Raw genomic sequence first — 25,398 nt, forward strand, 5'->3', positions numbered from 1 at the left:
GCCCCGGCCCCCGGCCGGACCAGCCACGACCAGACATCCCCCACCTGATCGTGGATCACCGGCCCGACCCCACCCGAGATGAGCAACTGACTCTGCACCTGCCGCGCGAAGTACCCCGACACCTGCACGGCATCGAACCACCGCCCACAGGGCAACACCTGAACACCCGCGTCCCTGGACGGCATCCAGACGGGGTAAGAACTCTCCACGTGCACAACCCTCCTGCGTCGTCGGTCATCAACTGACGACAGAACGTAAGGAGGGTTGGCAGAGAGCAGGGGCAGGAATCCTGGCCCCATACGTGTGTTCAGGCGGCGAGGATCCCGATCCGCACCGCGAGGGCGGCTGCGCGTCGGCGTCGGTCGGGCGACTTCGCTTCCGTTCCCTCCAGCACGATCCCCCGCGCGTAGCCGTTGTAGCGGATGGTCTCCGGTGCGGCCTCGAAAGCGGACTCCAGCGTGGCCAGGGCCGCTTCCATCTGACCGTCGAGCCGGTACCCCCGGGCCTGCTCGATGCGGTGGCGGGCGCGCCGGGGCCGTGACGGGATCACGCTCGCGTCCGCGGCGGCGGCCTGCCGCACGGCCTCTCCGCCGGCGCGCAGTTCCACGGCGACGGTCACGGCGTGGGCGCCCATGACGGGCCGGGAGAAGCTGGTCACCGGGTGGTAGTAACCGCCCGGAAGCCGGTCGGCCACCTCGCGGGCCTTGTCCCAGTGACCCCAGGCCGTTCCGGCGTCTCCCCGGCGCGCCGCCGTGTACGCCGCCTCGAACCGCAACGCGCCCGTGATCGCCAGCACCGGTGTCGCGGCGCCCGGCAGCAGCGGCTCCAGATACCGCAAGGTGTCCGACACCACCGCGTCGGCGGCCTCGTAATGCGCCGGGCCCGAGTCCCGGTGCGCCTGCGCCGCCAGCCATGCGGCCACGCCGATGGCGTGCGGGTCCCCGGACTCCTGAGCCGCCATCATGCCCCGCTCCGTCACGCGCCACAGCAGCGCGGGCTCGGGCTGATAGGCGAGGAAGAACTGCGCCAGCGCGTACACCTCCGCCAGCACCGACTGCGCCGCCCGCCGCTGCGCGCCGGACTCGGCCTGGCGCACGGCCAGTTGGGCGTCCTGGATGAGGGCGGGGAGCAACGCGCCGAGCACATCGCGGTGGTTCGGCGCGGAATGCCGAGCCGCCCAGGCCCGCGCCACCCGCGCCCGCAGATGCGCGGCGGGCGACGCCTCCCGATCACCCGCCCCCCATGACGGAAAGGCGTTGATGACGGCCGCGACGGCGGGCAGCCGCTCATGCCCCGGACCGACAAACAGCCCAACAGGAAGCGAGGACTGATCTCCGGTCAGCTCGGAGAGATCGCGAACGCGCAGCGCCTCGGCGATGCGGAGGATCATCCCGAGCTTGGGCGTCTGGATCTCCCCCCGCTCGACCTGCTTCACCCACGAGGAGGACCGCCCCACGAGCCCGGCGAGCACCACACGGCTCATGCCCCGCCTTGTGCGCAGCAGTTGCACGCGCTGGCCGAACGACAGGGGATCGGTGTACGGGACCGGAGTAGCGTCAGATGACATGCGCCCGCCTTTCTCCGAACGGCTCGACGATGCCAGCGTAGGCCGCGCGCGTGGCGCGCCGCGTACGTTGCCACCATCGACGTAGCGAGCACAGTCGTGATCAGGTCCGCGTGCTCCGGAAGAGACGCAACGAACGCTCGTTCGGTACCAGTTGCTTGCGGTTCGCCTCCTCCGGAGCTGTGCGGCTAATCTTCGCCTGTGCCTTCCCCCGCTTACGTCGCTTGGCAAACAAAACGGCGCCAGCGCATTGATGAACTTCTTGCCGCCCACCAAGCGGTGCGCGGCAACGGACCCGGGAGGCGCTGGAATACCCAGCAACTGAACTGGGCACTCGTTTTGCGGCTCGCAGCAGAATTCCAAGGCTACGCCCGTGAACTCAACGACCTTGCCTGGGACCACATTATTTCCGCCAGCGGAATCGGGGTACCCCAGGTGGAGCGGGTAATCAGAATCCAGGTGAGCGCCAACCGAAAACTCGATACAGGAAACGCGACGCCTTCGGCACTGGCCGAAGATTTCAAACGGCTTGGTATCGTCAAACTGTGGGATGTCCTCGGCCAGGTGGACAGCAGAGCGCCCGAATGGAACAAGCTGCTCTCAATTCTGAACACCGCTCGCAATGGCTTCGCCCATGCGGATGAATTCAAGGTGGCCGCACTGAAGAGAGACGGCCATTCGATCAACCTTCACAAGATCCGTAGCTGGCTGCGCGATCTGGACAACCTGGCTTCCACACTGGATGATGTGGTTCATGGCTACTTGTCCGCCCTGACAAACAAAGCCCCCTGGTAAGGAGCCCGTCGTGACACAGCCATCACTGGGAGAGCGGGTCCGCGTCCCGTGGGGAGTGGATGAGACCGAGGGGGAAGTAGTAGCGGTCTACGGTGAGGGGGCGGCGCAGCGGGTCGTGGTGCGCCTTGACTCCAAGGATGAGGGCGAGGGCGCGGAGCCGGAGACAGTGGCTGTCCGGGCCAGCGACATCCGAGCGATCGACCAGCTTCCTGGTGCTCCTAGCAGCCCTTCCTGGGTTGAGTCCGTCCGTTACACGCGGCAGCTCCGTAAGGCATTGGAGACCGTGCTGCCCCGCATCGCCACAGGGACTCAGATCACTCCTGCGGGTGACATGCCGGGCATCGGCCACAACGACGTCGGGATCGATCTGACCGTTTCAAGGGCTGGCCGACTGGTCTTGGTTGTTGAAGTGAAGGCCACGACCACAGTCCCCCTGGACGCCGCTCTCGACCAGCTGCACGCCTATCTCGCTCACGCTCCGCACGGTGTCGCCGGGCTCCTGGTATTCCCCGGCTCCCTCAAGAATGCCCCGACCGACAAGGACGACAGCCGAAACCCCATCGCGGTTGTCCAATGGCGCGATGCGCGTGATAACCAGCGGCTCTCCCGCACGCTGAAGAGCTTGCTCTTGCCACCCATGGGAGGGGAAGCTGGCAAGCGATCGGCATAGCCGGGGCATCTCGCGAGACGGACGACGGCCGCACACGGACCCGCCACCACCGCGAAAACCGGCTCCGGGCCGCCGCCGGCGACGGCGCCGGGACCGTGTGGGGGAACGGTCCCGGCGCCTGTGTGGGGGGACGCCGGCTCAGCGGGCCTGTCAGCAGGCGTAGTCGACCAGGTCGAAGGATTCGTAGTGGTCCGCCGTGTAGTAGTCCTCCTGGTGGGACTCCCCGGTCACGATCCGCCGCTCGCCGCGCGTGGAGCTGCCGGGGGTCTCCACGGTGTACTCGTGGTAGTAGCCGGTCGGTTGGCTGGGGAGCAGGCCCTCGCGGTTGTAGAACGTCCCGCCGTCCTGCGGGTACGGGAAGGGGCCGCCGGCCTCGATCAGGTCGAGGGTGTCGTGCGCTTCGGGGGGCAGGTCGCTGTAGCAGATGTCGCCGAAGGCCAGCGGCGCGACGGCGATCGCGGTTGCGGAGGTCGTGGGTGTCGGGGCGTCGGACGCGGTGGCCTGGGTGACCTGGCCGCCGAGGAGCAGGGTCGAGAGCAGTGCGCCGAGGGCGCCGGCCCGGACGATCCTGGATCGCTGATTCATGCCCATGCCAACAGTGTGACGCGCGTAGCACGCGCCGCGTCAACCACGCGTGGCGGAAATCCTTCAGGCGTTCACAGGATGCCGCGCCTGCTCCACACCCTTCACCTCGCGGCTTCTCAGCCGCAACTCAACTCCTTGTAGCGGGCGGCCAGGAGCCGCTCGCCCTCCGGGGTGAGCGAGCCGTGCAGGCGCAGCCGCGCCACGCCGCCGTCCGGGTAGACGTCCAGCCGTGCGTGCGTCGCGGGCGGAACGGCGGTGCTGTCGAGCACGAAACGGTGGACGGTGTCCGCCGACAGCCGGGTCCTGGGCAGGATCTCGTGCCACGCGCCGTCCTCCCGCCGCACCGAAAGGGCCGCCCAGCCGGGCGCGTTGCCCTTGTAGCTGCCGGTGTCGATCTCGACGGCGCGGATCACGCCCTCACCGGCGAGCCGGAACCGCAGCCAGTCGTGGCCGGTGTCGCGGCGGCGGCGGGTCTCCCAGCCCTCGTCCATGGTCCGGGGCCGGCCGGGGTAAATCGTGTGCACGGGCGGCGAGTAGAACCGGTCGGACGCGTCCTCCACCACGCCGCCGTTCTCCAGCGCGGCCAGGTCGAACGTGCCGACCGCCGCCAGCCACGCCGGGTCCGGCACGGCCTCGCCGTGGACCCGGAGCCGGGCCACCCCGCCGTCCGGATACTGCTTCAACCGCACGTGCGTGAGCCGCCGTTCGACCGCGACCGGGAAGACGTTGGCCGCGTGCCCGCCGACCCGGGTGCGCGGCACCAACTCGACCCACTCCCCGCCGTCCTCGGGGTCGGCGGCGCCCTCCAGGCCGACGGCCTGCGGGTAGTTGCCCCGGAAGTGCGCGGTGTCCACGACGACGCCGCGCACGACGCCCGCCACGCCGAGCCGGACGACGGCCCAGTCGTGGTCGCCGTCCGCCGGGTGCGGGGCGTCGGCGGAGGCGCCGCGCCGGCGCCGGGTCTCCCAGCCGTCCATGATCTTGCCCTTGTGGCCGAACGCCTCCGGGTCGAACTCCGGCCGCCCCGGCTTCAGCAGGTTCTCCCGCTCGGCGAAGAACTCGTCGCTGGCGGCGACCACCGAGCCGCCCAGCCGCCGGTCGGCCAGGTCGGGCAGGTGGGCGAACGGGACGGCGGACGGGTCCGGCGCGCGGTAGTCGGCGTACGGGTCGCCGCCGCCGTAGGGGTCGGCGTCACCGATGAAGACGGCTGGTGCGGTGGTCATGTCGGCGGTGCTGTCCTTTCGATGAGCTTCCCGGCCCGTTCGGTGACATGCCCGTGCTCCGCGATCCGACGCCCGCGCAGCCAGGTGGCGAGGACCACACCGTGCAGCAGGCGTCCCGCGTAGGCGGTGACCTGGTTGCGGTGGTGGAGGGCGGCCGGGTCCACGGTGAACGTCGCCTCCGGGTCGAGCACGGCGAAGTCCGCGTCGTGGCCGGGGGCGATGGCCCCCTTGCGGCCGGACAGACCGGCCAGCCGGGCGGGGGCGGTGGCCATCCAGCGGGCCACGTCCGGGAGTCCGAGGCCGCGCCGGCGCGCGGCGGTCCAGACGGCGGGCAGGCCGAGCTGGAGGGAGGCGATGCCGCCCCAGGCGGCCCCGAAGTCGGGCACCTTGAGGTCGGCGGTGCAGGGCGAGTGGTCGGAGACGACGCAGTCGATGACACCGTCCGCGAGCCCGGCCCACAGCAGGTCCTGGTTGGCGGCCTCCCTGATGGGCGGGCAGCACTTGAACTCGGTGGCGCCGTCCGGGACTTCCTCGGCCGTCAGGGTCAGGAAGTGCGGGCAGGTCTCGGCCGTGATCCGCACCCCGGACGCCCTGGCCTCCGCGATCAGCGGCAGCGCCTCGGCGGAGGAGAGGTGCAGCACGTGCACACGGGCGTCCAGCCGCCGGGCCAGGCCGATCAGCCGGGCGACGGCCTCGGTCTCGGCGGTGTGCGGCCGGGAGGCGAGGAAGTCGGCGTACCGGAGGCTGCCGTCGGCGGCCGGTGCGGCGGCCAGGTGGCCGGGGTCCTCGGCGTGCACGATGAGCAGGCCGCCGAACCCGGCGATCTCGCCCATGGCGGCGGCCAGTTCGTCCGGGCCCAGCTCGGGGAACTCCTCGACGCCGGACGGCGACAGGAAGCACTTGAAGCCGAACACCCCCGCCTCGTGCAGGGCCTTGAGCTCGCCGGTGTTGCCGGGGATCGCGCCGCCCCAGAAGCCGGTGTCGACGTGGACGCGCGGGCGGGCGGTCTCCCGTTTGACGTCGAGATGCGCGGGGGTGGTGGTCGGCGGCACGCTGTTGAGCGGCATGTCGATGACAGTGGTGACGCCCCCGGCCGCCGCCGCGCGGGTGGCGGTGGCGAAGCCCTCCCACACGGTCCGGCCCGGGTCGTTGATGTGCACGTGGGTGTCGACGAGGCCGGGCAGCAGCGCGGCGTCGCCGTAGTCCACGAGCCGGGCGCCGTCCGGCACGGGCGCGTCGTGCGGCGACACGGCCGTGATGCGGCCGTCCGCGACGGCCACGCTCGCCGCGCGCACACCCTCGGGCGTGATGACGCGGGTCGAGCGCAGCACGAGTCCGGTGCGGGCACCGGTCACGGCACCCTCCCTCCACCTTCGCCTGATTTTGTCATTCTTTATGATCTTCAACGATCTGTTGAAACGATCCTGCGGTGGCGGAGCGCGCGCGTCAAGCACAGGTAGGCTGCGCCATGACCGCTACTACCGAATGAGGAACGCGACGTGCCGCCCTCCGACGTGCGCAAGTCCTCCGCCAGCGGCGGGGTTCAGTCCCTGGAACGGGCCTTCGGTCTGCTGGAGCAGATGGCAGACGCCGGCGGGGAAACCGGACTGAGCGAGCTCGCCGCCAGCAGCGGACTGCCACTGCCCACCATTCACCGCCTGATGCGGACACTGGTCGCCTGCGGGTACGTGCGGCAGCAGCCCAACCGCCGGTACGCGCTCGGCCCCCGCCTCATCCGCCTCGGCGAGAGCGCGGCCCGCCCCCTGGCGACGTGGGCCCGCCCGCACCTGGCGCGGCTGGTGGAGGAGACCGGCGAGACGGCGAACATGGCGCTGCTGGACGGCGACGCCGTCGTCTACGTGGCGCAGGTGCCGTCGCGGCACTCGATGCGGATGTTCACCGAGGTCGGCCGCCGGGTGCTGCCGCACTCCACGGGCGTCGGCAAGGCGCTGCTCGCGGGCCTGCCGGACGGGGAGGTGCGGGCGCTGCTGCGCCGGACCGGGATGCCGGCGGCGACGGAACGGACGATCACGACGCCGGAGGCGTTCCTCGCGGAGCTGGGGAAGGTGCGGGAGAACGGCTACGCGGTGGACGACAACGAGCAGGAGATAGGCGTGCGCTGCATCGCCGTCCGGGTCCCCGACTCCCCCACGGCCGCCGCGATCTCGGTCTCCGGCCCGGCGGGCCGGGTGACGGACGAGGCGACGGAGAAGATGGTCCCCCTCCTGCGGGACGTGGCCACCGACCTCTCGACAGCCCTGACGGGCACGGGCGAGGACACCTGACGGCCGCCACCGCCGCACCTGTGGCCAGGGCTTTCCCGATCGAGTGATGATGCGCCGGGCGGAACGGTTCGCCCGGCGGCACGCCCACAGCGTGGTTGTGCCGCTTGATGCGCGGTGACCGGAAAGCCCAGACTGAAGGAGGAGGTGCTGCGCCATGACCACTGCTGCCCATGAGGCTCCCGGAAGCATGCCGAATCTCGATCAGGTCCTGTGGCAGGCGTGGAAAGCCATGGAACTCCCCGAGGGCTATCGTGCCGAGATCGTTGAGGGGTTCATCGAGGTGTCGCCCACCGGCCGCCACGTCCACAGCCGGGCCGTCAATGAGATGCGGGACGCCATGGCCGCCTTCCTGGCTTCCGGCCCCTACGCCGCGCGCAATGACATGAATGTGGTCCATGACCTGAAGATCTGGATTCCCGACCTGTTCGTCGCCCCGAGGGACGACGCCGAGTACGTCACAGAAGACGGCCTGGGTGTCGACGCGGCCTGCGTCGAGCTGATCATCGAAGTGGTATCACCGGGGCACGACGGCACCACCCGGGACCGGGTGCGCAAACGCCGGGCCTACGCGCGCGCCGGGGTGCCCGTGTACGTACTCATCGACGAGCACGACTGCCACGGTACGGTCACGGTCCTCACCTCCCCCATTCCCCATGAGGCCGTCTACGCCGCCGAGACCCGGGTGCCCTACGGGACCGAGGTCGTCATCCCCGAGGGACCGGCCAAGGGTTTCGTCATCACCGAGGCCATCACCGGACCGCCGAGGAACGTATGACGCCTCCCCCCGTCGCCGGGCTGTTGCTCGCCGCCGGGGGTGGGCGGCGGCTCGGGGGGCGGGCCAAGGCTCTGCTGACCTACCGGGGGCGGACCTTCGTCGAGCGGGCCGCGGAGGCGCTGCTCGACGCCGGGTGCGGGCCCGTGCACGTCGTCGTGGGGGCGGCCGGACAGGCGGTGCGGGCGCGGCTCGCGGACGCGTACACCGTCGTGGCGAATCCGGAGTGGGAGACCGGCATGGGCTCCTCCCTGCGCGCGGGGCTGGCCTCGCTGGACGGCACCGGGGCCGCCGCCGCGCTCGTGGCGCTGGTCGACCAGCCGTGGGTCGGCGCCGAGGCCATGGCGCGCGTGCGCGCCGCCCACCGGTCCCCGGCGACGCTGGCGCAGGCCGTCTACGGCGGGGAGCGGCGCGGGCACCCGGTGCTCCTCGGGGCCGCGCACTTCGCGGGGGTCGCGCGCGCGGCGCGGGGAGATCAGGGTGCGCGGGCGTATCTGCGGGAACACGCGGGGGAGATCACACTGGTCGAGTGCGGCGATGTCGCCGCGCCCGACGACATCGACGAACCCGGAGACCTCATTGATCTTCCGCAATGAGGAAACTATTATCCGTTTTTACGTCTCGTCAAAGGAGTGCCGCCCATGTCCGCCGTCACCGTCGCAGCACCGGCCACCCTGCCCCGGCAGGACGAGGTGCTCACCGAAGACGCGCTCGGCTTCCTCGCCGAATTGCACCGGCGGTTCACCCCGCGCCGCGACGAGCTGCTCGCCCGGCGGGCGCTGCGGCGGGAGGAGATCGCCCGCACCGGGCGGCTGGATTTCCTCCCCGAGACCAAGGACGTCCGCGACGCCGCGTGGACCGTCGCCCCCGCCCCGCCCGCCCTCCAGGACCGGCGGGTGGAGATCACCGGCCCGACCGACCGCAAGATGACGGTCAACGCCCTCAACTCCGGCGCGAAGATCTGGCTCGCCGACTTCGAGGACGCCTCCTCCCCCACCTGGGCCAACGTCATCGGCGGCCAGCTCAGCCTGGCCGACGCCTACCGCCGCCGCATCGACTTCACCGACGAGCGCGGCAAGGAGTACGCCCTCAGGCCCGACGCCGAGCTGGCCACCGTCGTCATGCGCCCGCGCGGCTGGCACCTGGACGAGCGGCACCTGACCGTCGGGGACCGGGCCGTGCCCGGCGCGCTGGTCGACTTCGGGCTCTACTTCTTCCACAACGCGCGCCGCCTCCTCGACCTCGGCAAGGGCCCGTACTTCTACCTGCCCAAGCTGGAGTCCCACCTGGAGGCGCGGCTCTGGAACGACGTGTTCACGTACGCGCAGGAGGCCCTCGGCATCCCCTACGGGACCGTCCGCGCCACGATCCTCATCGAGACGATCACCGCCGCCTTCGAGATGGAGGAGATCCTCTACGAGCTGCGCGACCACGCCTCCGGCCTCAACGCGGGCCGCTGGGACTACCTGTTCTCCATCGTCAAGAACTTCCGGGACGGCGGCGAGAAGTTCGTGCTGCCGGACCGCAACGCCGTGACGATGACGGCCCCGTTCATGCGCGCCTATACCGAACTGCTGGTCCGCACCTGCCACAAGCGCGGCGCGCACGCCATCGGCGGCATGGCCGCGTTCATCCCGTCGAAGGACGCGGCCGTCAACGCCGTCGCGTTCGAGAAGGTCAGGGCCGACAAGGACCGCGAGGCGGGCGACGGGTTCGACGGATCCTGGGTGGCGCACCCGGGCCTGGTGCCGGTGGCCAGGGCGTCGTTCGACGCGGTGCTGGGCGACCGGCCGCACCAGAAGGAGCGGCTGCGCGAGGACGTCGAGGTGACGGCGGACGACCTGCTGGCCATCGACTCCCTCGACGCGCGCCCCACGGCCGAGGGCCTGCGCAACGCGATCCAGGTCGGCACCCGTTACCTCCAGGCGTGGCTCGCGGGCCGGGGCGCGGTCGCCGTGTTCAACCTGATGGAGGACGTGGCCACCGCCGAGATCTCCCGCTCCCAGATCTGGCAGTGGATCAACGCGGGCGTGGTCCTCGACACCGGCGACCGGGTGACGCACGAGTGCGTGCGGCAGGTGGCCGCCGACCAGTGCCTGGCGATGCGCGACGAGGTCGGCGAGGACGAGTTCATCTCCGGCGGCTGGCAGCGGGCGTTCGACCTGCTGATGCGGATCGCGCTGGACGAGGAGTACGTCGACTTCCTCACGCTGCCCGCCTACGAGCTGCTGGACTGACCCGCCGCCCGGCCGCGCCGGACCAGGCCGCTGACGCCGGGCCGGCGGCCCGGCGTCAGCCTCCGGTGGCGGCGATCTCCGCCAGGCGGCGGGCCTGGGTGCGGGCGGTGCGGGCGACGGCGTCCTCGTCGGCCGTCAGCAGGCGGCCGTGCTCCACGACCGGGACGCCGTTGATCAGCGACAGCGCGACCGGCGCCGGGGGGCCGAGGACCAGGGCGGCGACTGGGTCGGCGATCGTGGAGTGACCGAGGCCCGTCAGGTCCCACAGCACCACGTCGGCCAGCTTCCCCGCCTCCAGTGAGCCGATCTCCCGCTCCCGGCCCAGGACCCGGGCGCCGCCCGCGGTGCCCAGGCGCAGCGCCTGGCGCGCGGTGAGGGCCTTCTCGCGGTGCGGGCCGAGCCGGTTCACCAGGAGGGCGTTGCGCAGCTCGGTGTGCAGCTCGCCGGACTCGTTGGACGCGGTGCCGTCCACGCCGAGGCCGACCGGGACGCCAGCGGCCAGCAGGTCGGGCACGCGGGCGATCCCGGCGGCGAGGCGGGCGTTGGAGGACGGGCAGTGCGCGACGCCGGTGCCGGTGCGGGCGAAGGCGTCGATGTCGGCGTCGGTCATGTGCACGCAGTGCGCCATCCACACGTCGTCACCGAGCCAGCCGGTGGACTCGAAGTACGCGGTCGGGCCCATCCCGAACAGCTCGTGGCAGAACTTCTCCTCCTCCACCGTCTCCGAGCCATGGGTGTGCAGCCGCACGCCGAGGCGGCGGGCCAGCGCGGCGGACTCCCGCATCAGCTCGGTGGAGACGGAGAACGGCGAGCAGGGCGCGGCGACGATCCGCAGCATCGAGCCCGGCGACGGGTCGTGGTGGTCCCGCACCGCCTGTTCGGTGGCGCGCAGCGCGTCCTCGGTGGACTCCACCGCGAAGTCCGGCGGCAGCCCGCCGTCCGACGCGCCCCGGTCCATCGAGCCGCGGGCGGCGGTGAAGCGGACGCCGATCTCGCGGGCGGCCCGGATCTCCGCGCCGAGCAGGTCGCCCGCACCGCGCGGGAAGACGTAGTGGTGATCCATGGCGGTGGTGCAGCCGCCCCGCACCATCATGGCCAGCGAACCCCGGGCGGCGGCGTGGACCATCGGCTCGTCGATGCGCGCCCAGACCGGGTAGAGGGCGACCAGCCAGTCGAAGAGGTTGCAGTCCTGGGCCAGGCCCCGGGTGAGCCACTGGTAGAAGTGGTGGTGGGTGTTGACCAGGCCGGGGGTGGCCAGGTGGCCGGCGGCGTCCACGCGGCGCGCGACGTCCGCGAGGCCGGGGGGCGCCGGGCCGGGGCCGACCGCCTCGATGCGGTGGTCCGCGACGACGATGTGTCCCGAGGCGTGCTCGGTGCCCTCGGCGTCGACGGTGGCGATGGCGCAGTTCTCGATCACGACGCGCCGGTGCGCGGTCACGGAAGCCGTCACGGGGGAAGCCCTCACAGATTGGTCATGTCCACCGGTATCCGCGCCTGCGCGCCGTCGCGCAGCACGGTGGCCTCGATCAGGCCGTAGGGGCGGTCGGCGGCGAAGTAGACGGCGCCGTCGGCCGTGTCGTTCTTCATGCCGAAGGGTTCGAGATCGACCAGGAAGTGATGCTTGTTGGGCAGCGAGAGCCTGATCTCGTCCACCTCGGGGAGGTTGTCGATCACCCGCGCTCCCATCGCGAACAGCGTCTGCTGGAGGGAGAGCGAGTACGTCTGGGCGAAGCCGTCGAGGACGTGCCGCCTGGCCGCCGCCCAGGAGCCGTCCCAGTCACCGACGGGCGCCTGCGCCGGGTCGCCGGTCCAGGCGTGCCGCCACACGGCGGTGACGTCGGTGGCCAGGATGCGGTCCCTGGTCTCCTGGAGCGTGGTGTAGCGGTCCTTGACGAAGCCGGAGAACTCCGAGTCCGTCGAGTTCAGCACCGTCAGCCCGGTGAGCCCGCTGAGGAATTCCCAGGAGTAGCCGTCGTACGTGATCTGCGCGGTCCGTGTCCCGCCGCCGGTCCGGACGAAGGAGTGCTCGCCCCGGCCGGGGGTGGGGACGCGGTCCCAGGCGTACTCCTCGACGCGGACGCGGGCCCGGTGGATCGTCGGCTGCGAGGTGACGAAGTGCCGGGCGAGCAGGGCGGCGAACGCCTCGGGCGAGGCGATCCCGTGCTCCTTGGCGAAGGCGTAGACGGTGTTCTTGGTGGTGTCGGTGGGCAGCACGGTGGCGTTGGAGCCGGAGAGGTGCACGTCCGTCATGTCGCCGGAGAGGGCGACCGACACGTTGAGGTCCCGGATGTGGTGCCGGGCGCCGTCCCGGGTGACCCGGACGACGCGGGTCTCCGCCTTGCCGTACTGGTTCTGGCCGAGCGCGGGCATGGAGGTCAGCTCCCTCGGTAGACGGAGTATCCGAACGGGGTGAGAAGCAGCGGGACGTGGTAGTGCTCGCCGGGTACCACGGCGAACGGGACCGTCACCTCGGGGAAGAACGCGGCGCCCGTCCCGGTCCGGCTCAGGTACGGATCGACGGCGAACGTCAGCCTGGCCAGCACCGCGTCACCGGGCAGCGCGGGCAGGTCCGCGCAGCGGCCGTCCGCGTCCGTGCGGGCGGTGCCGTGCGCGGTCCAGGCCGCGTCGCCGCCGCCCGGCCGCACGGACAGGGACACCGCGACGCCGGGCGCGGGGCGGCCCGCGCTGGTGTCGAGGATGTGGGTGGAAACGGTGGCGGTGGACTCGGCCAGCCGGGTGAGGCGGATCCGGTTGATCTTGCCCAGCTCGGCGCGGACGGTCTCCCGTTCCGTCTCCGGCGGGTTGTCCATGCGGGCGCGCAGCGCGTCGCGCATCCGCTCGCCGCTGAGGCCGGTGGCACAGATGAGGAAGACGTGGCCGAACCGCTCCTGGTACGCGAGGTTGAGGTCGAGCATCTCGGCCCTGAGCGCGTCCGGGGCGTCGGCCATGCCGCGCTGCTCGCGGGCGGAGGCCGGGTCGGCGGGGTCGGGGCGGCCGATGGGCGGGTGGCCCGCCAGCGCCTCGGCGAGGCCGGAGGCGGTCAGGGCGGCGGTCGCGGCGTCGCTCGCGGCGAGCAGGGCGCCGGCGTCCGCGAAGGGGCGGGCCGCCAGCAGCGCGTCGCCGTAGGCGCGGGCGGCGCAGACGTGGCGCAGGGCGTCCCGCACGGCGCGCTCGTCGGCTCCGTTGAGCCAGGCAAGCCCTGGCGCCGGACTCGGCGTCACGCAACGCCCTCCTCGCTCTCGTCGGTCGTCGGCAGGCACCCAGCTAACCGGCCCGGCGAGAAAACGTCAACAGTTTGTTGAACGATTGAGGTAGTTGTAGACGGTGAAGCGGCTGACCCCCAGCGCGGCGGCGACCGTTTCGACGCCGTGCCGCATGGCGAACGCGCCGCGCGTCTCCAGCGTCCGCACCACCTGCTGCTTGGTCCGCCGGTCCAGCTCGGACAGCGGCACCCCGTACCGGCGCCGCAGCTCGCCGAGGATGTGCTCCAGCGAGTCGGACAGGTGCGGCAGCCGCACCGCGACCGCCTCCGTGCCCTCCCAGCTGAGCACCACGTCGTCGTCCCGCGCCTCCCCGGGCGGGACCAGCTCGCCGCCGATGGCGTCCACCAGCGGCCTGATCGCGTCGATGAACAGGCGCTCCCCCGGAACGCTCACGTCCGGCCCTCCTCGTCGGCGGCACCGCCGGTGGCTATGGCGTTGACCTGGAGCGATATCCGGGTGGCGCCCACCGCGAGCGCCCGGCGCAGCAGCTCGTCCACCGCGGCCAGGACCGCGTCGGCCGGGCCCTCGGCGGTGTTGCCGAAGGGACCGACGTCCACGGCGTCGAGGGGGGCGTCGCGCATCACCTCGCGGGCCACCAGCGCGTGCTCCGGCGGCTCGTCCAGGTCGAACGGCTCGGTGGTGAACTCAAGTCTCAGTCGCACGCGGCCAACCTAACGCGTCGCCCGGCGATCAGCGGATGATCGGCCGACTGGGCTGGACGCGCGGGTGCGACACGCCGAAGAGCTCGACCGCCTGCCGGAGCTGGTGCACGCCGGGCGCCAGCGCGCTGACCGAGCCGACCGCGGCGGCGATCAGCAGCAGCGACTGCCCCAGCAGGGAGGTGTCCGGCACACCGGCGGCATGCATGCCGTCGAGGGCGCTCAATTCCCGCTCGGCGACCTCGCGGTCCGCGAGCGTGGCCGGGTACGCGCGCAGATCTCTGCGCAGCCGGTCCACCGCCGCACGCAAGGCCAGCAGGCGGGGGTCCATCCCGCTGGGCGGGAAATTCCGCACCATATGGGCAGTCTCCGCTTCTCCTGCCGCCACTCGGCCCTCCCCTGCCGTCTCCGTTGACGTCGGCCGTGTCCGCGGACGCGCATGGGTGGCGAGCGCCCGACGGACCGAACAGGGAAAGTAAATATCACTGTCCGCGCATCACGCCATACGGAGGGCGAGATTCCGTGTCACATTCGGATGAACAAACGCGGTCGGCGCGGCATGAGTGAGCACTACCACCTTACGCCTGCGCGGGCTCCCCCCGGTCCGGGAGACTGTGAGAATCTCGCAGAGAAGTTCCGTCCTTGGAGCGCCAGATGGCGAAAAGCGTGCCTGTGAGGTGCCCGGCGTGCCGCCGGGAGCACACCTACGTCCCGCCCGATTACCCGTGTTCCTGCGGTGCCCCGGTGACCGTCCCCCTGCTGCACGGCAGTTCACCCGTTCCGGTGCGTCACCGGTCGTGGGCGGGCGCGTGGACCGAGCTCGACTGCCCGTCGTGCGGGCGGCCGGGGCAGTGGCCGCAGCCGGAATTCGACTGCCCCTGCGGGGTGACGGTCCGGCTCGCGGCTGACGGGAAGGCTCCGGAGGCCCTGCCCGTGGAGGACGGCCGGCGGACGCCGTTCCCGCCGCTGACGATCAGGACCGCGTACGACGTGGTGGCCTGCGCCGCCCAGTTCCTGCGCTGGCTGGGCTTTCCCGAGGTGCGGGTCTCGGTGCCGCGCCCGGTCTCCGGGATCGACCTGCGCGGGCCCACGGTGGTCGGCCTGGTCAATCCGACCACCGAGCCGACCGCGGCCGGGGACATCGAGACGGTGTGGCTGTACGGCCTGGTGGAGTCGGCGGCGCCGGTCGCGTTCTCGCTGGCCGGGTACCAACGGCGGGCCCGGGCACGGGCGGACGAGCTGGCCCTGCCGCTGTTCGTGCTGGACCTCGCGGGCACCCCGCAGCCGGTGAACGACCCGGCCGACAGGCTGCTCCGGGACGGACCGGCGGCAGGCCGGGAGGGCTGACGCCGAAGCGCGCCGGCCCGGCTCACTCCCAGCGCAGGTCGTGGACGGCGCCCGGGGTGTGAAAAGTGAGCAGGCGCGCGCCCTCCGCCGCCAGGCCGTCCCGCTCGGCGGTGGTCAGCCGGTCGAAGGGGGTGAGGGTGAGCGTGGCCGCGGTGCGCCGGGCGTCCGCGTCGATGCGCCAGACGCCGCGGACGAAGCCGTCGGCGAGGAAGACGGGGAGGCCGCGGTTCCCGGCCCAGGTGCGGGCCTTGGCGACCGCCGATATGACGCGGCTCCGGTCCGCGTGGCCGATGAAGAGGTTGTCGTACTCGGGCAGGAAACGGGCCGGCGCCCGGACGTCCTCGCCGGGGCGCGGGGCGTCCGGCAGGTCGAACAGCTCGACGCCGTTCGCGTCCTGGAACCGTTCAAGTCGCGGCAGCAGCCGGTCGAACACCTCGCGCAGTCTGGTCAGTCCCGACCACATCTGGGCGTCCTTGACCGAAGCCGGTCCGAAGGCGGCGAGGTAGCGGAGCACCAGGCCGTCCGGGGCGGTGTCGTCCGACTGCTCCGCGCCGAGCCAGGACTCGGCCGTGGTGTGCCGGGCCGCGCCCCCGCGCTGCCACAGCCCGCGCGGCGGCACCTGCACCAGCGCCAGGGCGTGCCGGGCGACCTGGGCCAGGGCCGGCCGGTCGGCGTCCGGCCACTCCTCCCCCAGCTCGGCGCCCAGCTCCTGGAACGTGCGCGGCCGTTGCTCCACCAGCTCCCTGGCGCGCGCCGCCACCCGGTCCAGATCCACGCCGGTCAGCCGCTTCCCCCACGCGGAGCGGAAGGGCCGCTCGTGGCCGGGCCGCAGCACCGGGCGCAGCGCGAGGCAGTCGCGGGCGGTGACCGTGTGGATGGTGGAGCGCTGGAGGCTGATCCGGACGAACTCCCGCGCCTCGAACCGGCGGGAGAAGGCGTCCGGGTCGAAGCCCTCCAGCCGCGACCACAGCGCCGTGTAGTGGTTGCCCGGCACCTGGGTCTGGAGCCCTACCAGGTGCTCGACCGCCGCCCCGGCGTCCATGGCCGACCGCCGCAGGAGCAACTGCCGGTCAAGCAGCGCGCGGTTCAGCTCCCGGAGGGAGAGCCGGCGAGTCGTTGTCATGCCCCGACCCTACGTCCCGGGCGCCGTCGTGATGGATGGGGCCGGCGGTGGCCGTGAGGGGGACGCCCGCGCCGCCGCGCCGCACGGCGACGATCTCGGCGGCGATGGACAGCGCCGTCTCCTCCGGCGTCCTGGCGCCCAGGTCGAGGCCGATCGGCGAGCGCAGCCGGGCCAGTTGGTGCTCGGTCACCCCGGCCTCGCGCAGCCGCCGCAGCCGGTCGGCGTGGGTCCGGCGGGAGCCCATCGCGCCGACGTAGGCCAGCGGCAGGCGCAGGGCGCGTGTGAGCAGCGGCACGTCGAACTTGAGGTCGTGCGTCAGCACGCACACCACGGTGCGGGCGTCGAGGCGCTGGGTGTCCAGGTAGCGGTGCGGCCAGTCCACGACCACCTCGGCGGCGCCGGGGAACCGGGCCGGGGTGGCGAAGACGGCCCGGGCGTCGCAGACGGTGACCCGGTAGCCGAGGAACGCCCCGGCCCGCACCAGGGCGGCGGCGAAGTCGACGGCGCCGAAGACCAGCATGCGCGGCGGCGGCACGCTGGACTCCACCAGCAGGGTGACCGGTTCGCCGCACCGGCCGCCCTCGGCGGCGACGTCGGCGGTGCCGGTCCGGCCCTGCTCCAGCAGGGCCGCGGCCTGGGCCGCGGCCGTCCCGTCGAGGGCCGGCGGGCCGCCGAGCGTGCCGTGCCGGGTGCCGTCGGGCCGCACCAGCAGGGCGCCGCCGAGCAGGTCTTCCGGCCCGGCGACGACCCGGGCCAGGGCCACGGCGCCGTCCTCGGCGACGGCGCGGAGCGCGGCGGCGAGCACCGGCCGGGCGGCGGAGCCGGCGAGCACCGGGGTCACCAGGACCTCGATGCCGCCGCCGCAGGTCAGGCCGACGGCGAACGCGGCGTCGTCGCCGTAGCCGAAGCGCTCGGTGCGGACCGCGCCCGTCGCCAGGGCCTCCTGGCACAGCTCGTAGACCGCGCCCTCCACGCAGCCCCCGGAGACACTGCCGACGACGGTGCCCCCGGCGTCCACGGCGAGCGCCGCGCCCGGCGGGCGGGGGGCGCTGCCGTGCACGGCGACGACCGTGGCCACGGCGAAGTCGCGCCCGTCGTCGCACCAGGCGAGCAGCTCGGCGGCGATGTCCAGCATGGCCGTTCCCCCTGTCCTACGCCGGTGCGACGATGTGCTCGGGCCGGACCGGGACGCGCGTCAGGGCACGCCCGGTGGCCTGGCGGATGGCGGCGACCACGGCCGGGGTGGAGGACAGGGTGGGCGCCTCGCCGACGCCGCGCAGCCCGTAGGGGGCGTGCTCGTCGGCCAGTTCCAGCACGTCGACCGGCATGGTGGGGGTGTCGAGGATGGTGGGGATCAGGTAGTCGGTGAAGGACGGGTTGCGGATCCTCCCGTCCGGTCCGACGACGATCTCCTCCAGCACCGCGAGCCCCAGGCCCTGGACGCTGCCGCCGTGGATCTGCCCGACGACGGCCTGCGGGTTGATCGCCTTGCCGACGTCCTGGGCGGCGGCCAGCTCGATGACCTTGACCAGGCCGAGGTCGGTGTCCACCTCGACGACGGCGCGGTGGGCGCAGAACGAGTACTGCACGTGGCCGAAGCCCTGCCCGGTCTCCGGGTCGAACGGCTGGGTCGGCCGGTGCCGGAACTCCAGCTCCATGTCGATCGCCTCATCCCCGAGGACGTCGGCGAGCGCGGCGAGCACCTCGCCGTCCGCCGTGACGACCTTGCCGCCCTCCAGCCGCAGCCGCTCCGGCGCGGCCCAGCCGTACCGGGCCGCGCCGCGCCGCAACACCTCCGCGCGGACCGCCTCGCAGGTGTTCCGGACGGCGCCGCCGGTCATGTAGGTCTGCCGCGAGGCGGAGGTGGAGCCGGCCGAGCCGACCCGGGTGTCGGCGGGGAGGATGCCGACCTGGGTGACGCCCAGTTCGGTGCGGGCGATCTGCGCGTGGACGGTGACGCCGCCCTGGCCGACCTCGGCCATCGCCGTGTGGACGGTGGCGACCGGCTCGCCGCCGATGGTCTCCAGGCGGACGCGGGCGGTGGAGTAGTCGTCGAAGCCCTCGGAGAAGCCGACGTTCTTGATGCCGACCGCGTAGCCGACGCCGCGCACGATGCCCTCGCCGTGGCTGGTGTTGGACAGCCCGCCGGGCAGGGCCCGGACGTCCGTGGCGCGGGTGCCGCCGGTACCGGTGGTCTCCCACTGCCGCTCGGGCGGCAGCGGCCTGGCCTTGACGCGGCGCAGCAGCTCCGCGACCGGGGCCGGGGAGTCCACGACCTGGCCGGTGGGGAGGACGGAGCCCTCGCTCATGGCGTTGCGCTGCCGCAGCTCCACCGGGTCCATGCCGAGGGCGGCGGCGAGCTTGTCCATCTGCGCCTCGTACGCGAAGCACGCCTGGACGGCGCCGAAGCCGCGCATCGCGCCGCAGGGCGGGTTGTTGGTGTAGAGGGCGAGGGCCTCGACCTCGGCGTGCGGCACCTCGTAGGGGCCGAGGCCGAGGGAGGCGGCGTTGCCGACGACGGCCGGGGAGGACGAGGCGTAGGCGCCGCCGTCCAGGACGATGCGGGCCCTGACGTAGACGAGCTTGCCGTCGCGGGTGGCGCCGTGCTCGTAGGACAGCTTCGCGGGGTGGCGGTGGACGTGCCCGAAGAACGACTCGCGGCGGTTGTAGACGATCTTGACGGGCCGTCCGGTGCGCAGGGCCAGCAGGCAGGCGTGGGCCTGCATGGACAGGTCCTCCCGGGCGCCGAACGCGCCGCCGACGCCGGAGAGGGTGAGCCGGACCTTCTCCCGCGGCAGGCCGAGGACGGGCGCGAGCTGCTGCTGGTCGACGTGCAGCCACTGGGTGGCGATGTAGAGGTCGACGCCGCCGTCCGGGGCGGGCACGGCGAGCCCGGATTCGGGGCCGAGGAACGCCTGGTCCTGCATGCCGACCTCGTACGTGCCGGTGACGACGACATCGGCGGTGGGGGCCGCGGCGGCGACGTCGCCGTGCCGGATCGGCTGGCGGTGCACGATGTTGGGGTGCGGCGCGTGCGCGGCGTGGTGGTCGGCGCGGCCGGGGTGGAGCACGGGCGCGCCGGGGCCGGTGGCGCTCGCCTCGTCGTGGACGACGGGCAGTTCGGTGTAGGCGACGCGGATGCGGGCGGCGGCGCGGCGCGCGGTCTCGGGGTGGTCGGCGGCGACGAGGGCGACCGGCTCGCCCTGGTACCGGACGACGTCCCTGGCCAGCACCGGCTGGTCGTGGATCTCCAGCCCGTAGTGGGTGGCGGCGGGCAGGTCGTCGTGGGTGAGGACGGCGTGCACGCCGGGCACGGCGAGGGCGGCGGAGATGTCGATGCCGTCGATGCGGGCGTGGGCGTGCGGGCTGCGCAGGGTGTGGCCCCACAGCATGTCCTCGTGCCACAGGTCGGAGGAGTACGCGAATTCGCCGGTGACCTTCAGCACGCCGTCCGGCCGGGGCGTGGACTCCCCGATGCCGCCGGTCCCGCCGCCGGTGTCGCCGCGCTGGGTGAGCCCCTCGGGGGCGCGGGTGACACTCATGCCCCGGCCGTCCCTTCCGGCCCGGCGCCGCCTGCCGGCCCGGTGTCGCCTGCCGTCCTGGCGGCGGCCAGGCGGACGGCGTCGAGGATCTTCTCGTAGCCGGTGCAGCGGCACAGGTTGCCGGAGAGCGCCTCGCGGATGTCGGCGTCGGCGGGGTCGGGGACACGGGTCAGCAGGTCGTCGGCGGCCATCAGCAGGCCGGGGGTGCAGAAGCCGCACTGGACGGCGCCCGCCGCCACGAACGCCTCCTGGATCGGGGCCAGCCGGCCGTCCTCGGCGGCCAGGCCCTCGACGGTGGTGATCTCGCGGCCCTCGGCCTGCCCGGCGGCCACCAGGCAGGCGCACACCAGGTCGCCGTCGAGCCGGATGGTGCACGAGCCGCACTCGCCCTGCTCGCAGGCGTTCTTGGCGCCGGGCAGGCCGAGCCGCTCGCGCAGCACGTAGAGCAGGCTCTCGCCCTCCCACACGTCGTCGGCCGTGCGGGGGCGGCCGTTCACGGTCAGGTTCACGCGCACCGTGCGCCTCCTTCGTTCCCGGCGTACGCCGTCCAGGTCCAGTGCAGGGTGCGGCGGGCGAGCACGCCCACCGCGTGCCGGCGGTAGTCCGCGCTGCCGCGCACGTCGTCGATGGGCGCGCAGGCCGCCGCGGCCAGCTCCGCGAAGCGGCGGGCGGCGGACGGCGGGACGGGCCGGCCGGTGTCCCAGTGGCCGCCCTCGGCCAGCACGCCGCCGAGGAAGTCCTCGGCCTCCCGCGCCCGGACGGGGGTCGGCGCGGCCGAGCCGATGCCGGTGCGCACGGTCCGGGTGGCCGGGTGCAGGGCGAGGCCGAACGCGCAGACCGCGATGACCATCGCGTTGCGGGTACCGACCTTGGCGAACTGCTGCGGGCCGTCCGCGACGTCGATGTGGACGGCGCGGATCAGCTCGTCGGGCGCCAGCGCGTTGCGCTTGGGCCCGGTGTAGAACTCCTCGACGGGGATCAGCCGCGTGCCGCGCACCGACGCCGCCTCCACGCGGGCCCCGGCGGCGAGCAGCGCCGGGTGGGCGTCGCCGGCCGGGGAGGCGGTGCCGAGGTTGCCGCCGACGCTGCCGCGGTTGCGGATCTGCGGGGAGCCGACGGTGTGGGCGGCCAGGGCGAGGCCGGGCAGCGCGGGCCTGAGCCGTTCGATGACGGCGCTGTACGGGACGGCGGCGCCGAGCCGTACCGTGTCCGCGCCGTTCTCCCACTCGTACAGCTCCCGGACGCGGGAGAGGTCGAGCAGCCGCTCGGGGCGGCGGTGGTCGAAGTTCAGCTCGACCATCAGGTCGGTGCCGCCCGCCAGGGGCACGGCGTCGGGGTGCGCCGCCTTGGCCGCGAGCGCCTCCTCCCAGCCGGCCGGGCGAAGGAATTCCATCTGTGTGCTCTCCCGCTCGTACGACAACACCACGACAGGGCGGACGGACCGGCCCTGTCCCAGTACACCGGGATCATGGCCGCCCCCGGCAGTCACGGATGGGCCGAAGCACCGGACCGAGCTTCTCTCCATTCTTGTAGATTCATACGAACAAGCGGCACCGGCAACCGTCCGGCAGCGGACGCGCAACACCGGGGACACACGAGCACGAACACGAGAACAGGGACGGGAACCGCGATGCGACTGAGCGCGCTGCTGGAGAGCGGGCACCTCGGCCTGCGGCTGCTCAGCGGCACCGCCGGACTGGGCCGGCGCGTGCGCGGTGTGATGACGACCGACCTGCGCGACCCCAGCCGCTATCTGCGCGGCGGCGAGCTGGTGCTGACCGGCCTGGCCTGGTGGCGCGGCCCGGAGGACTCCGAGCCCTTCGTGCGCATCCTCGCCGACGCGGGCGTGGCCGCGCTGGCGGCCGGCGAGGCGGAGTTCGGCGCGGTGCCCGAGGACCTGGCGGCGGCCTGCGCGCGGCACCGGCTGCCGCTGTTCGCGGTGGCCGAGGAGGTCGGCTTCGCGGAGATCACCGAGCACGTCGTCCGGCAGGTCTCGGGCGAACGGGCCGGCGACCTGGCCGCCGTGGTGGCACGGCACCGGCGGCTGATGTCCGCCGGCCCGGCGGGCGGCGGCCCGCGGGCGGTGCTCGACCTCCTCGCCTCCGACCTCGACCTGCGGGCCTGGCTGCTGTCGGCGACCGGGCGCCCCCTCGCCGCAGCCCGGCAGGAGCGGCTGCCCGGGGGCCTGGGCGCGGAGCTGGCCGCGCACCAGCTCACCGCCGCGCGGACGGGCCGGCGCGGCCCGTACCGGGCGGTCGTGGACGGCGTCGTCTACTCCCTCTTCCCCGTGCGCGCCGGAACGGGTGGCGACGTGCGGCGCACGCTGCTGTCCGACTGGCTGCTGGCCGTACGGGCGGACGCGCGGGACTGGCCGGCCCAGCGGCTGGACCTGCTGGACGGCGTGGCCCAGCTCATCGCCGCCGAGCGGGACCGCCGGGAGGCCACCCGCGCGGTGCCGCGGCGGCTCGCGCAGGAGGTGCTGGACCTGCTGGCCTCCGGCGCGCCGCCCGCCGAGGTCGCCGCCCGGCTGCGGGTGGCCGCGCCGGGGCCGGTGCCGGGCCCGGCGGCCGTGCGGTGGCAGGTGGTCACGGCCCGGGTGACGTGGCCGGACGCGGACTTCGACACCGGGCCGGTGGGCCGCGCCCTGCTGGAGGAACTGCTGACGGACGCCGGGGCGCACGAGGCGGGCGCCGCGGTGGCGCACGGCGGGGGCGAGGCCGTGGCGCTGGTGCCCGTCCGGGCGGAGGACGGTGACAGCGCCACGGTCGCCGGGGGCGGCGGCGGGCCGCTGCGCGCCGAGACGGTCCTCGGCCCGGTCCGGGAGGTGCTGGCCGCGGGGCTCGGCGGCGAGGGGCGGCTGACGCTCGGCGTGTCCGCGGCGGTGCCCTCGGCGGAGGGCCTGCGCGGCGCGCTGGAGGAGGCCCGGCACGCGCTGCGGGTGGCCGCGGCCCGGCCGGGGCAGGTGTCCGGCGCCGGGCACGGGGAGCTGGCGTCGCACGTGCTGCTGCTGCCGTTCGTCCCCGACGACGTGCGGCGCGCGTTCACCGCGCGGCTGCTGGAGCCGCTGCGGGACTACGACCGGCGGCACCGGGCCGAACTGGTGCCGACGCTGGAGGCGTTCCTCGCGGCGGACGGCTCCTGGACCCGGTGCGCCGCCCGGTTGCACCTGCACGTCAACACCCTCCGCTACCGCATCGGACGCGTCGAGCAGCTCACCGGCCGCGACCTGACGCGTCTTGAGGACAAGCTGGACTTCTTCCTGGCGCTCCGGATGAGCTGACGCGCCGCCAGGCCCTCGCCGGTGCCGCCCTACTGGAAGCTCAGCTCGTCCAGCGACGAACGCGGGCCGCCGCGCATCCTGGCGAACAGCACGGTGCACACGGCCCCCGCGACCGCCCAGGCCGTGAGCACCAGCAGCGGCCCGAGGACGGCCCGTCCGTCGAAGTACGCGATGGACCGCGCGATCCACGTGCCCGCGCCGGGGATCAGCGCCGGGCCGATGGCCTGCCAGAACGGCGGCAGCAGCGGATACGGGTAGGGGCCGCCCGCGCTGGGGTTGCCCAGCACCACCACGATCAGCAGGGCGACCCCGATGCCGATGATCCCCATCAGCCCCTGGAGCGCGAGCGTCAGCGCCCCGGTCGCGAACACCACCAGCGCGCCGAGCCCGGCCAGGGCGAGCACCCGCCCCGGCAGCGCGTCCAGCACCGGCCCGGCGAGCACCGCTCCGGCGAGCCCGGCGAGGACCGCGTACACCCCGAGCAGCACCAGGCGCCGCACCGCCCGCCCGGCCGTGGCCGGGCGGGCACCGGCGCTGACGGCGAGGGCCGCCGCGCACAGATAACCGCCCACGCACCAGCCGACGATCAGATAGAACGCCGACAGTCCGCGGCTGTCCCGCTCGCCGGCCGGGGCGACGTCCTCCACGGTCACGGACCGCTGCTCGGCCGCCTCCGCCTCGCGGACCACGTCGGTCAGCGCCTGCGCGAGCGAGGAGCCGCCGCCCGTGGCGACGTAGAGGATGTCGGCCGTGCCGCCGGGATCCACGATCAACGCGCCGTCGACATCGCGCCGTTCCACCTGGCGCCGGGCGTCCTCGGCGTCCTTCGCCCGGTGGTCCGGGTCGAGCGGCCCGCCGGGCAGCGCGTCGAGGCGGCTCACCAGCCGGTCGCGCATGTCGTCGGGCGCGACGACCGCGAGGGGGACGCCGTCGGGCTCCGGATCGTGGAGAGCGCCGAGGTAGGAGGCGATGAACGCGAGGTGGAGCAGCAGCACGCCGAGGACGAGCAGCGCGGCGCGCGGCGTCACGGCGCCGCGCGCCTCGGCTCGGCTGTCGGCTGTGCCGTATCCGGCTATCCGGTCCATGGCGCCCATCGTGGTCGCCGGGGCACGGGCCCGCGACCGCGGCAAGACCGATCGGCTGACGCGGCCGGTTTGTGAAGTGTTTCACGCACCCCTCTTGGCCGGGCCGGGCCGCTCGTGCTGAGATGCACTCACATCACGGACGACCGGCTCGACAACGTGCCCCCAGGAGGCCATGTGACGGAAACCGCCGTACCCCATCAGGTTCGGGCGGCGGGGGCGGTTGTCGCGGACGGCGCCGTGTGGCGGCTGCGCTCGCGGGGCTGCTGGGACGAGGCCGCGGCGCTGCTCGACGAGCCCGCCAGGACGGAACCGTGGGCGGCGCTGGTGCGCGCCGAGTTGCTGGCGGAGCGCTGCATGTTCACCGGCGAGGGCTGGGAGCGGGCCGAGGAGGCCCTGCGGGCGGCCGAGTCGATGTCCCTGGACGACGAGGAACGGGGCACCGCCGCGTGCGAGCGCGGCTATCTGGCGTACGCCTCGACGCTGCTGCGGGTGCGCGACCGCGCCGACGAGGCGCGCGCCGCGCTGGGCCGGGCCGCAGCGCTGCTGGCGCCGGACTCCCCCGGCCGCGCACTGCTCGACTTCCGGCGCGGGCTGGTCGCCCAGCACGTGACGGGCAACCCGCAGGCCGCCGAGGCCGGGTTCCGCCGCGCCCACAACGCGGCCCTCGGCCACGGCGACGCGCTGCTCGCCTCCTGCACCTGGCGCCACCTGGCGGCCCTGGCCCTGGCCGCGGGCGACCTGGCGGAGGCGCGGAACGGCTTCGCGGAATCCCTGCGGCTGCGCGAGGAGACCGGCTTCCTGGTCGGCATCGCCCCGGCCCTGGTCTCCCTGGCCGAGGTCCGGCCGGAGCCCGAGGCGGAGCGGCTGCGCGCGGAGGCGTTCCGCCTCCACCGGGCCCTGGGCGGCGTCCCCCGCTGGCTGGCCCCCGCCTTCGACCCGGCACCCTGAGCCGCCCGGCGGGCCGGTCC

Annotated in this window: 25 protein-coding genes and 1 pseudogene; 9 read left to right on the forward strand and 17 right to left on the reverse strand. The window is 73.7% G+C overall.

The window, feature by feature from the left end:
- Nucleotides 1–185: pseudogene (locus tag ACSNOC_RS05110) on the reverse strand (hypothetical protein); the annotation flags it as partial.
- Nucleotides 186–307: 122 nt separating this feature from the next.
- Complete coding sequence (locus tag ACSNOC_RS05115) at nucleotides 308–1,567, reverse strand: helix-turn-helix domain-containing protein (protein WP_436746021.1); 1,260 nt, start codon at nucleotides 1,565–1,567, stop codon at nucleotides 308–310.
- A 198-nt stretch (nucleotides 1,568–1,765) separates the two neighbouring features.
- Here ACSNOC_RS05115 and ACSNOC_RS05120 point away from each other — a divergent pair, with 198 nt between their 5' ends.
- Together ACSNOC_RS05120 and ACSNOC_RS05125 are read left to right on the forward strand one after the other, a co-directional pair.
- Nucleotides 1,766–2,359, forward strand: a complete 594-nt coding sequence (locus ACSNOC_RS05120) for a hypothetical protein (RefSeq protein WP_436746022.1) — start codon at nucleotides 1,766–1,768, stop codon at nucleotides 2,357–2,359.
- Between the two features lie 10 nt (nucleotides 2,360–2,369).
- The gene (locus ACSNOC_RS05125; RefSeq protein WP_436746023.1) at nucleotides 2,370–3,029 is read left to right on the forward strand and encodes a hypothetical protein; all 660 of its coding nucleotides are present in this window, start codon (nucleotides 2,370–2,372) and stop codon (nucleotides 3,027–3,029) included.
- 150 nt (nucleotides 3,030–3,179) lie between these two features.
- On the opposite strand, the gene ACSNOC_RS05130 is transcribed toward ACSNOC_RS05125, so the two are convergent.
- The 3 genes from ACSNOC_RS05130 to allB form a co-directional block, all read right to left on the reverse strand.
- Nucleotides 3,180–3,614: a ribonuclease domain-containing protein gene (locus tag ACSNOC_RS05130; protein ID WP_436746074.1), complete on the reverse strand. Its 435-nt coding sequence runs from the start codon at nucleotides 3,612–3,614 to the stop codon at nucleotides 3,180–3,182.
- Between the two features lie 116 nt (nucleotides 3,615–3,730).
- Complete coding sequence (gene alc / locus ACSNOC_RS05135) at nucleotides 3,731–4,837, reverse strand: allantoicase (protein WP_436746024.1); 1,107 nt, start codon at nucleotides 4,835–4,837, stop codon at nucleotides 3,731–3,733.
- Nucleotides 4,834–6,192: an allantoinase AllB gene (gene allB, locus ACSNOC_RS05140; protein WP_436746025.1), complete on the reverse strand. Its 1,359-nt coding sequence runs from the start codon at nucleotides 6,190–6,192 to the stop codon at nucleotides 4,834–4,836. Before allB ends, alc begins: the two co-directional genes overlap by 4 nt.
- 144 nt (nucleotides 6,193–6,336) lie before the next feature.
- Here allB and ACSNOC_RS05145 point away from each other — a divergent pair, with 144 nt between their 5' ends.
- The 4 genes from ACSNOC_RS05145 (at nucleotide 6,337) to aceB (ending at nucleotide 10,131) form a co-directional block, all read left to right on the forward strand.
- Nucleotides 6,337–7,122 carry an IclR family transcriptional regulator gene (locus ACSNOC_RS05145; protein ID WP_436746026.1) on the forward strand — a complete coding sequence of 262 codons (786 nt, stop codon included), beginning with the start codon at nucleotides 6,337–6,339 and terminating at the stop codon, nucleotides 7,120–7,122.
- Nucleotides 7,123–7,309: 187 nt separating this feature from the next.
- The gene (locus tag ACSNOC_RS05150) at nucleotides 7,310–7,897 is read left to right on the forward strand and encodes a Uma2 family endonuclease (RefSeq protein WP_436746027.1); all 588 of its coding nucleotides are present in this window, start codon (nucleotides 7,310–7,312) and stop codon (nucleotides 7,895–7,897) included.
- Nucleotides 7,894–8,490 (forward strand): nucleotidyltransferase family protein, encoded by a 597-nt coding sequence (locus tag ACSNOC_RS05155; protein WP_436746028.1) that lies wholly within the window; start codon nucleotides 7,894–7,896, stop codon nucleotides 8,488–8,490. The genes ACSNOC_RS05150 and ACSNOC_RS05155 overlap by 4 nt, the downstream gene beginning before the upstream one ends.
- A gap of 45 nt (nucleotides 8,491–8,535) precedes the next feature.
- The gene (aceB, locus tag ACSNOC_RS05160; RefSeq protein WP_436746029.1) at nucleotides 8,536–10,131 is read left to right on the forward strand and encodes a malate synthase A; all 1,596 of its coding nucleotides are present in this window, start codon (nucleotides 8,536–8,538) and stop codon (nucleotides 10,129–10,131) included.
- A 55-nt stretch (nucleotides 10,132–10,186) separates the two neighbouring features.
- Here the strand turns inward: aceB and ACSNOC_RS05165 are convergent, their stop codons facing one another.
- The 6 genes from ACSNOC_RS05165 to ACSNOC_RS05190 all read right to left on the reverse strand — a co-directional run bounded on the left by ACSNOC_RS05165 (nucleotide 10,187) and on the right by ACSNOC_RS05190 (nucleotide 14,411).
- Nucleotides 10,187–11,569, reverse strand: a complete 1,383-nt coding sequence (locus ACSNOC_RS05165; RefSeq protein WP_436746075.1) for an 8-oxoguanine deaminase — start codon at nucleotides 11,567–11,569, stop codon at nucleotides 10,187–10,189.
- 23 nt (nucleotides 11,570–11,592) lie between these two features.
- Nucleotides 11,593–12,501: a factor-independent urate hydroxylase gene (gene pucL, locus ACSNOC_RS05170; RefSeq protein WP_436746030.1), complete on the reverse strand. Its 909-nt coding sequence runs from the start codon at nucleotides 12,499–12,501 to the stop codon at nucleotides 11,593–11,595.
- Between the two features lie 5 nt (nucleotides 12,502–12,506).
- Nucleotides 12,507–13,352 (reverse strand): 2-oxo-4-hydroxy-4-carboxy-5-ureidoimidazoline decarboxylase, encoded by an 846-nt coding sequence (gene uraD, locus ACSNOC_RS05175; protein WP_436746031.1) that lies wholly within the window; start codon nucleotides 13,350–13,352, stop codon nucleotides 12,507–12,509.
- Nucleotides 13,353–13,418: 66 nt separating this feature from the next.
- On the reverse strand, nucleotides 13,419–13,787 hold the full coding sequence (locus ACSNOC_RS05180) for a helix-turn-helix domain-containing protein (RefSeq protein WP_436746032.1): 369 nt from the start codon (nucleotides 13,785–13,787) through the stop codon (nucleotides 13,419–13,421).
- The gene (locus tag ACSNOC_RS05185; protein WP_436746033.1) at nucleotides 13,784–14,056 is read right to left on the reverse strand and encodes a hypothetical protein; all 273 of its coding nucleotides are present in this window, start codon (nucleotides 14,054–14,056) and stop codon (nucleotides 13,784–13,786) included. The genes ACSNOC_RS05180 and ACSNOC_RS05185 overlap by 4 nt, the downstream gene beginning before the upstream one ends.
- A 28-nt stretch (nucleotides 14,057–14,084) precedes the next feature.
- Nucleotides 14,085–14,411, reverse strand: coding sequence for a DUF5955 family protein (locus ACSNOC_RS05190; RefSeq protein WP_436746034.1), 327 nt, complete (start codon nucleotides 14,409–14,411; stop codon nucleotides 14,085–14,087).
- A 296-nt stretch (nucleotides 14,412–14,707) separates the two neighbouring features.
- Here ACSNOC_RS05190 and ACSNOC_RS05195 point away from each other — a divergent pair, with 296 nt between their 5' ends.
- On the forward strand, nucleotides 14,708–15,400 hold the full coding sequence (locus ACSNOC_RS05195) for a hypothetical protein (RefSeq protein WP_436746035.1): 693 nt from the start codon (nucleotides 14,708–14,710) through the stop codon (nucleotides 15,398–15,400).
- 22 nt (nucleotides 15,401–15,422) lie between these two features.
- Here the strand turns inward: ACSNOC_RS05195 and ACSNOC_RS05200 are convergent, their stop codons facing one another.
- From ACSNOC_RS05200 to ACSNOC_RS05220, 5 genes are read right to left on the reverse strand one after another with little or no spacing between them, the layout of a single operon-like run.
- Nucleotides 15,423–16,523: a winged helix DNA-binding domain-containing protein gene (locus tag ACSNOC_RS05200; protein ID WP_436746036.1), complete on the reverse strand. Its 1,101-nt coding sequence runs from the start codon at nucleotides 16,521–16,523 to the stop codon at nucleotides 15,423–15,425.
- Complete coding sequence (locus ACSNOC_RS05205) at nucleotides 16,471–17,658, reverse strand: XdhC family protein (protein ID WP_436746037.1); 1,188 nt, start codon at nucleotides 17,656–17,658, stop codon at nucleotides 16,471–16,473. Before ACSNOC_RS05205 ends, ACSNOC_RS05200 begins: the two co-directional genes overlap by 53 nt.
- A 16-nt stretch (nucleotides 17,659–17,674) precedes the next feature.
- Nucleotides 17,675–20,065 (reverse strand): xanthine dehydrogenase subunit D, encoded by a 2,391-nt coding sequence (gene pucD, locus ACSNOC_RS05210; protein WP_436746038.1) that lies wholly within the window; start codon nucleotides 20,063–20,065, stop codon nucleotides 17,675–17,677.
- A complete protein-coding gene (locus tag ACSNOC_RS05215) occupies nucleotides 20,062–20,580 on the reverse strand; it encodes a (2Fe-2S)-binding protein (RefSeq protein ID WP_436746039.1) in 519 nt (172 codons plus the stop codon). Before ACSNOC_RS05215 ends, pucD begins: the two co-directional genes overlap by 4 nt.
- The gene (locus tag ACSNOC_RS05220) at nucleotides 20,571–21,458 is read right to left on the reverse strand and encodes an FAD binding domain-containing protein (protein WP_436746040.1); all 888 of its coding nucleotides are present in this window, start codon (nucleotides 21,456–21,458) and stop codon (nucleotides 20,571–20,573) included. The genes ACSNOC_RS05215 and ACSNOC_RS05220 overlap by 10 nt, the downstream gene beginning before the upstream one ends.
- A 237-nt stretch (nucleotides 21,459–21,695) precedes the next feature.
- Between ACSNOC_RS05220 and ACSNOC_RS05225 the strand changes: the two genes are divergently transcribed.
- Nucleotides 21,696–23,345: a PucR family transcriptional regulator gene (locus ACSNOC_RS05225; protein WP_436746041.1), complete on the forward strand. Its 1,650-nt coding sequence runs from the start codon at nucleotides 21,696–21,698 to the stop codon at nucleotides 23,343–23,345.
- Between the two features lie 29 nt (nucleotides 23,346–23,374).
- Here the strand turns inward: ACSNOC_RS05225 and ACSNOC_RS05230 are convergent, their stop codons facing one another.
- Nucleotides 23,375–24,430 (reverse strand): DUF3533 domain-containing protein, encoded by a 1,056-nt coding sequence (locus tag ACSNOC_RS05230; protein WP_436746042.1) that lies wholly within the window; start codon nucleotides 24,428–24,430, stop codon nucleotides 23,375–23,377.
- A 174-nt stretch (nucleotides 24,431–24,604) separates the two neighbouring features.
- On the opposite strand from ACSNOC_RS05230, the gene ACSNOC_RS05235 reads away from it, so the two are divergent.
- The gene (locus ACSNOC_RS05235) at nucleotides 24,605–25,378 is read left to right on the forward strand and encodes a hypothetical protein (protein WP_436746043.1); all 774 of its coding nucleotides are present in this window, start codon (nucleotides 24,605–24,607) and stop codon (nucleotides 25,376–25,378) included.
- Nucleotides 25,379–25,398 lie beyond the last annotated feature (20 nt).

The sequence above is a fragment of the Streptomyces sp. URMC 129 genome, from assembly GCF_051386415.1.
GTDB lineage: Bacteria > Actinomycetota > Actinomycetes > Streptomycetales > Streptomycetaceae > Streptomyces.

Bases quoted from the DNA above. Each gene is read 5' to 3' on its own strand.
- ACSNOC_RS05115 (WP_436746021.1), bottom strand. From the start codon at position 1,567: ATGTCATCTGACGCTACTCCGGTCCCGTACACCGATCCCCTGTCGTTC.
- ACSNOC_RS05130 (WP_436746074.1), bottom strand. From the start codon at position 3,614: ATGAATCAGCGATCCAGGATCGTCCGGGCCGGCGCCCTCGGCGCACTG.
- alc (WP_436746024.1), bottom strand. From the start codon at position 4,837: ATGACCACCGCACCAGCCGTCTTCATCGGTGACGCCGACCCCTACGGC.
- ACSNOC_RS05150 (WP_436746027.1), top strand. From the start codon at position 7,310: ATGCCGAATCTCGATCAGGTCCTGTGGCAGGCGTGGAAAGCCATGGAA.
- ACSNOC_RS05155 (WP_436746028.1), top strand. From the start codon at position 7,894: ATGACGCCTCCCCCCGTCGCCGGGCTGTTGCTCGCCGCCGGGGGTGGG.
- aceB (WP_436746029.1), top strand. From the start codon at position 8,536: ATGTCCGCCGTCACCGTCGCAGCACCGGCCACCCTGCCCCGGCAGGAC.
- pucL (WP_436746030.1), bottom strand. From the start codon at position 12,501: ATGCCCGCGCTCGGCCAGAACCAGTACGGCAAGGCGGAGACCCGCGTC.
- ACSNOC_RS05190 (WP_436746034.1), bottom strand. From the start codon at position 14,411: ATGGTGCGGAATTTCCCGCCCAGCGGGATGGACCCCCGCCTGCTGGCC.
- ACSNOC_RS05195 (WP_436746035.1), top strand. From the start codon at position 14,708: ATGGCGAAAAGCGTGCCTGTGAGGTGCCCGGCGTGCCGCCGGGAGCAC.
- ACSNOC_RS05200 (WP_436746036.1), bottom strand. From the start codon at position 16,523: ATGACAACGACTCGCCGGCTCTCCCTCCGGGAGCTGAACCGCGCGCTG.
- ACSNOC_RS05205 (WP_436746037.1), bottom strand. From the start codon at position 17,658: ATGCTGGACATCGCCGCCGAGCTGCTCGCCTGGTGCGACGACGGGCGC.
- pucD (WP_436746038.1), bottom strand. From the start codon at position 20,065: ATGAGTGTCACCCGCGCCCCCGAGGGGCTCACCCAGCGCGGCGACACC.
- ACSNOC_RS05220 (WP_436746040.1), bottom strand. From the start codon at position 21,458: ATGGAATTCCTTCGCCCGGCCGGCTGGGAGGAGGCGCTCGCGGCCAAG.
- ACSNOC_RS05225 (WP_436746041.1), top strand. From the start codon at position 21,696: ATGCGACTGAGCGCGCTGCTGGAGAGCGGGCACCTCGGCCTGCGGCTG.
- ACSNOC_RS05230 (WP_436746042.1), bottom strand. From the start codon at position 24,430: ATGGACCGGATAGCCGGATACGGCACAGCCGACAGCCGAGCCGAGGCG.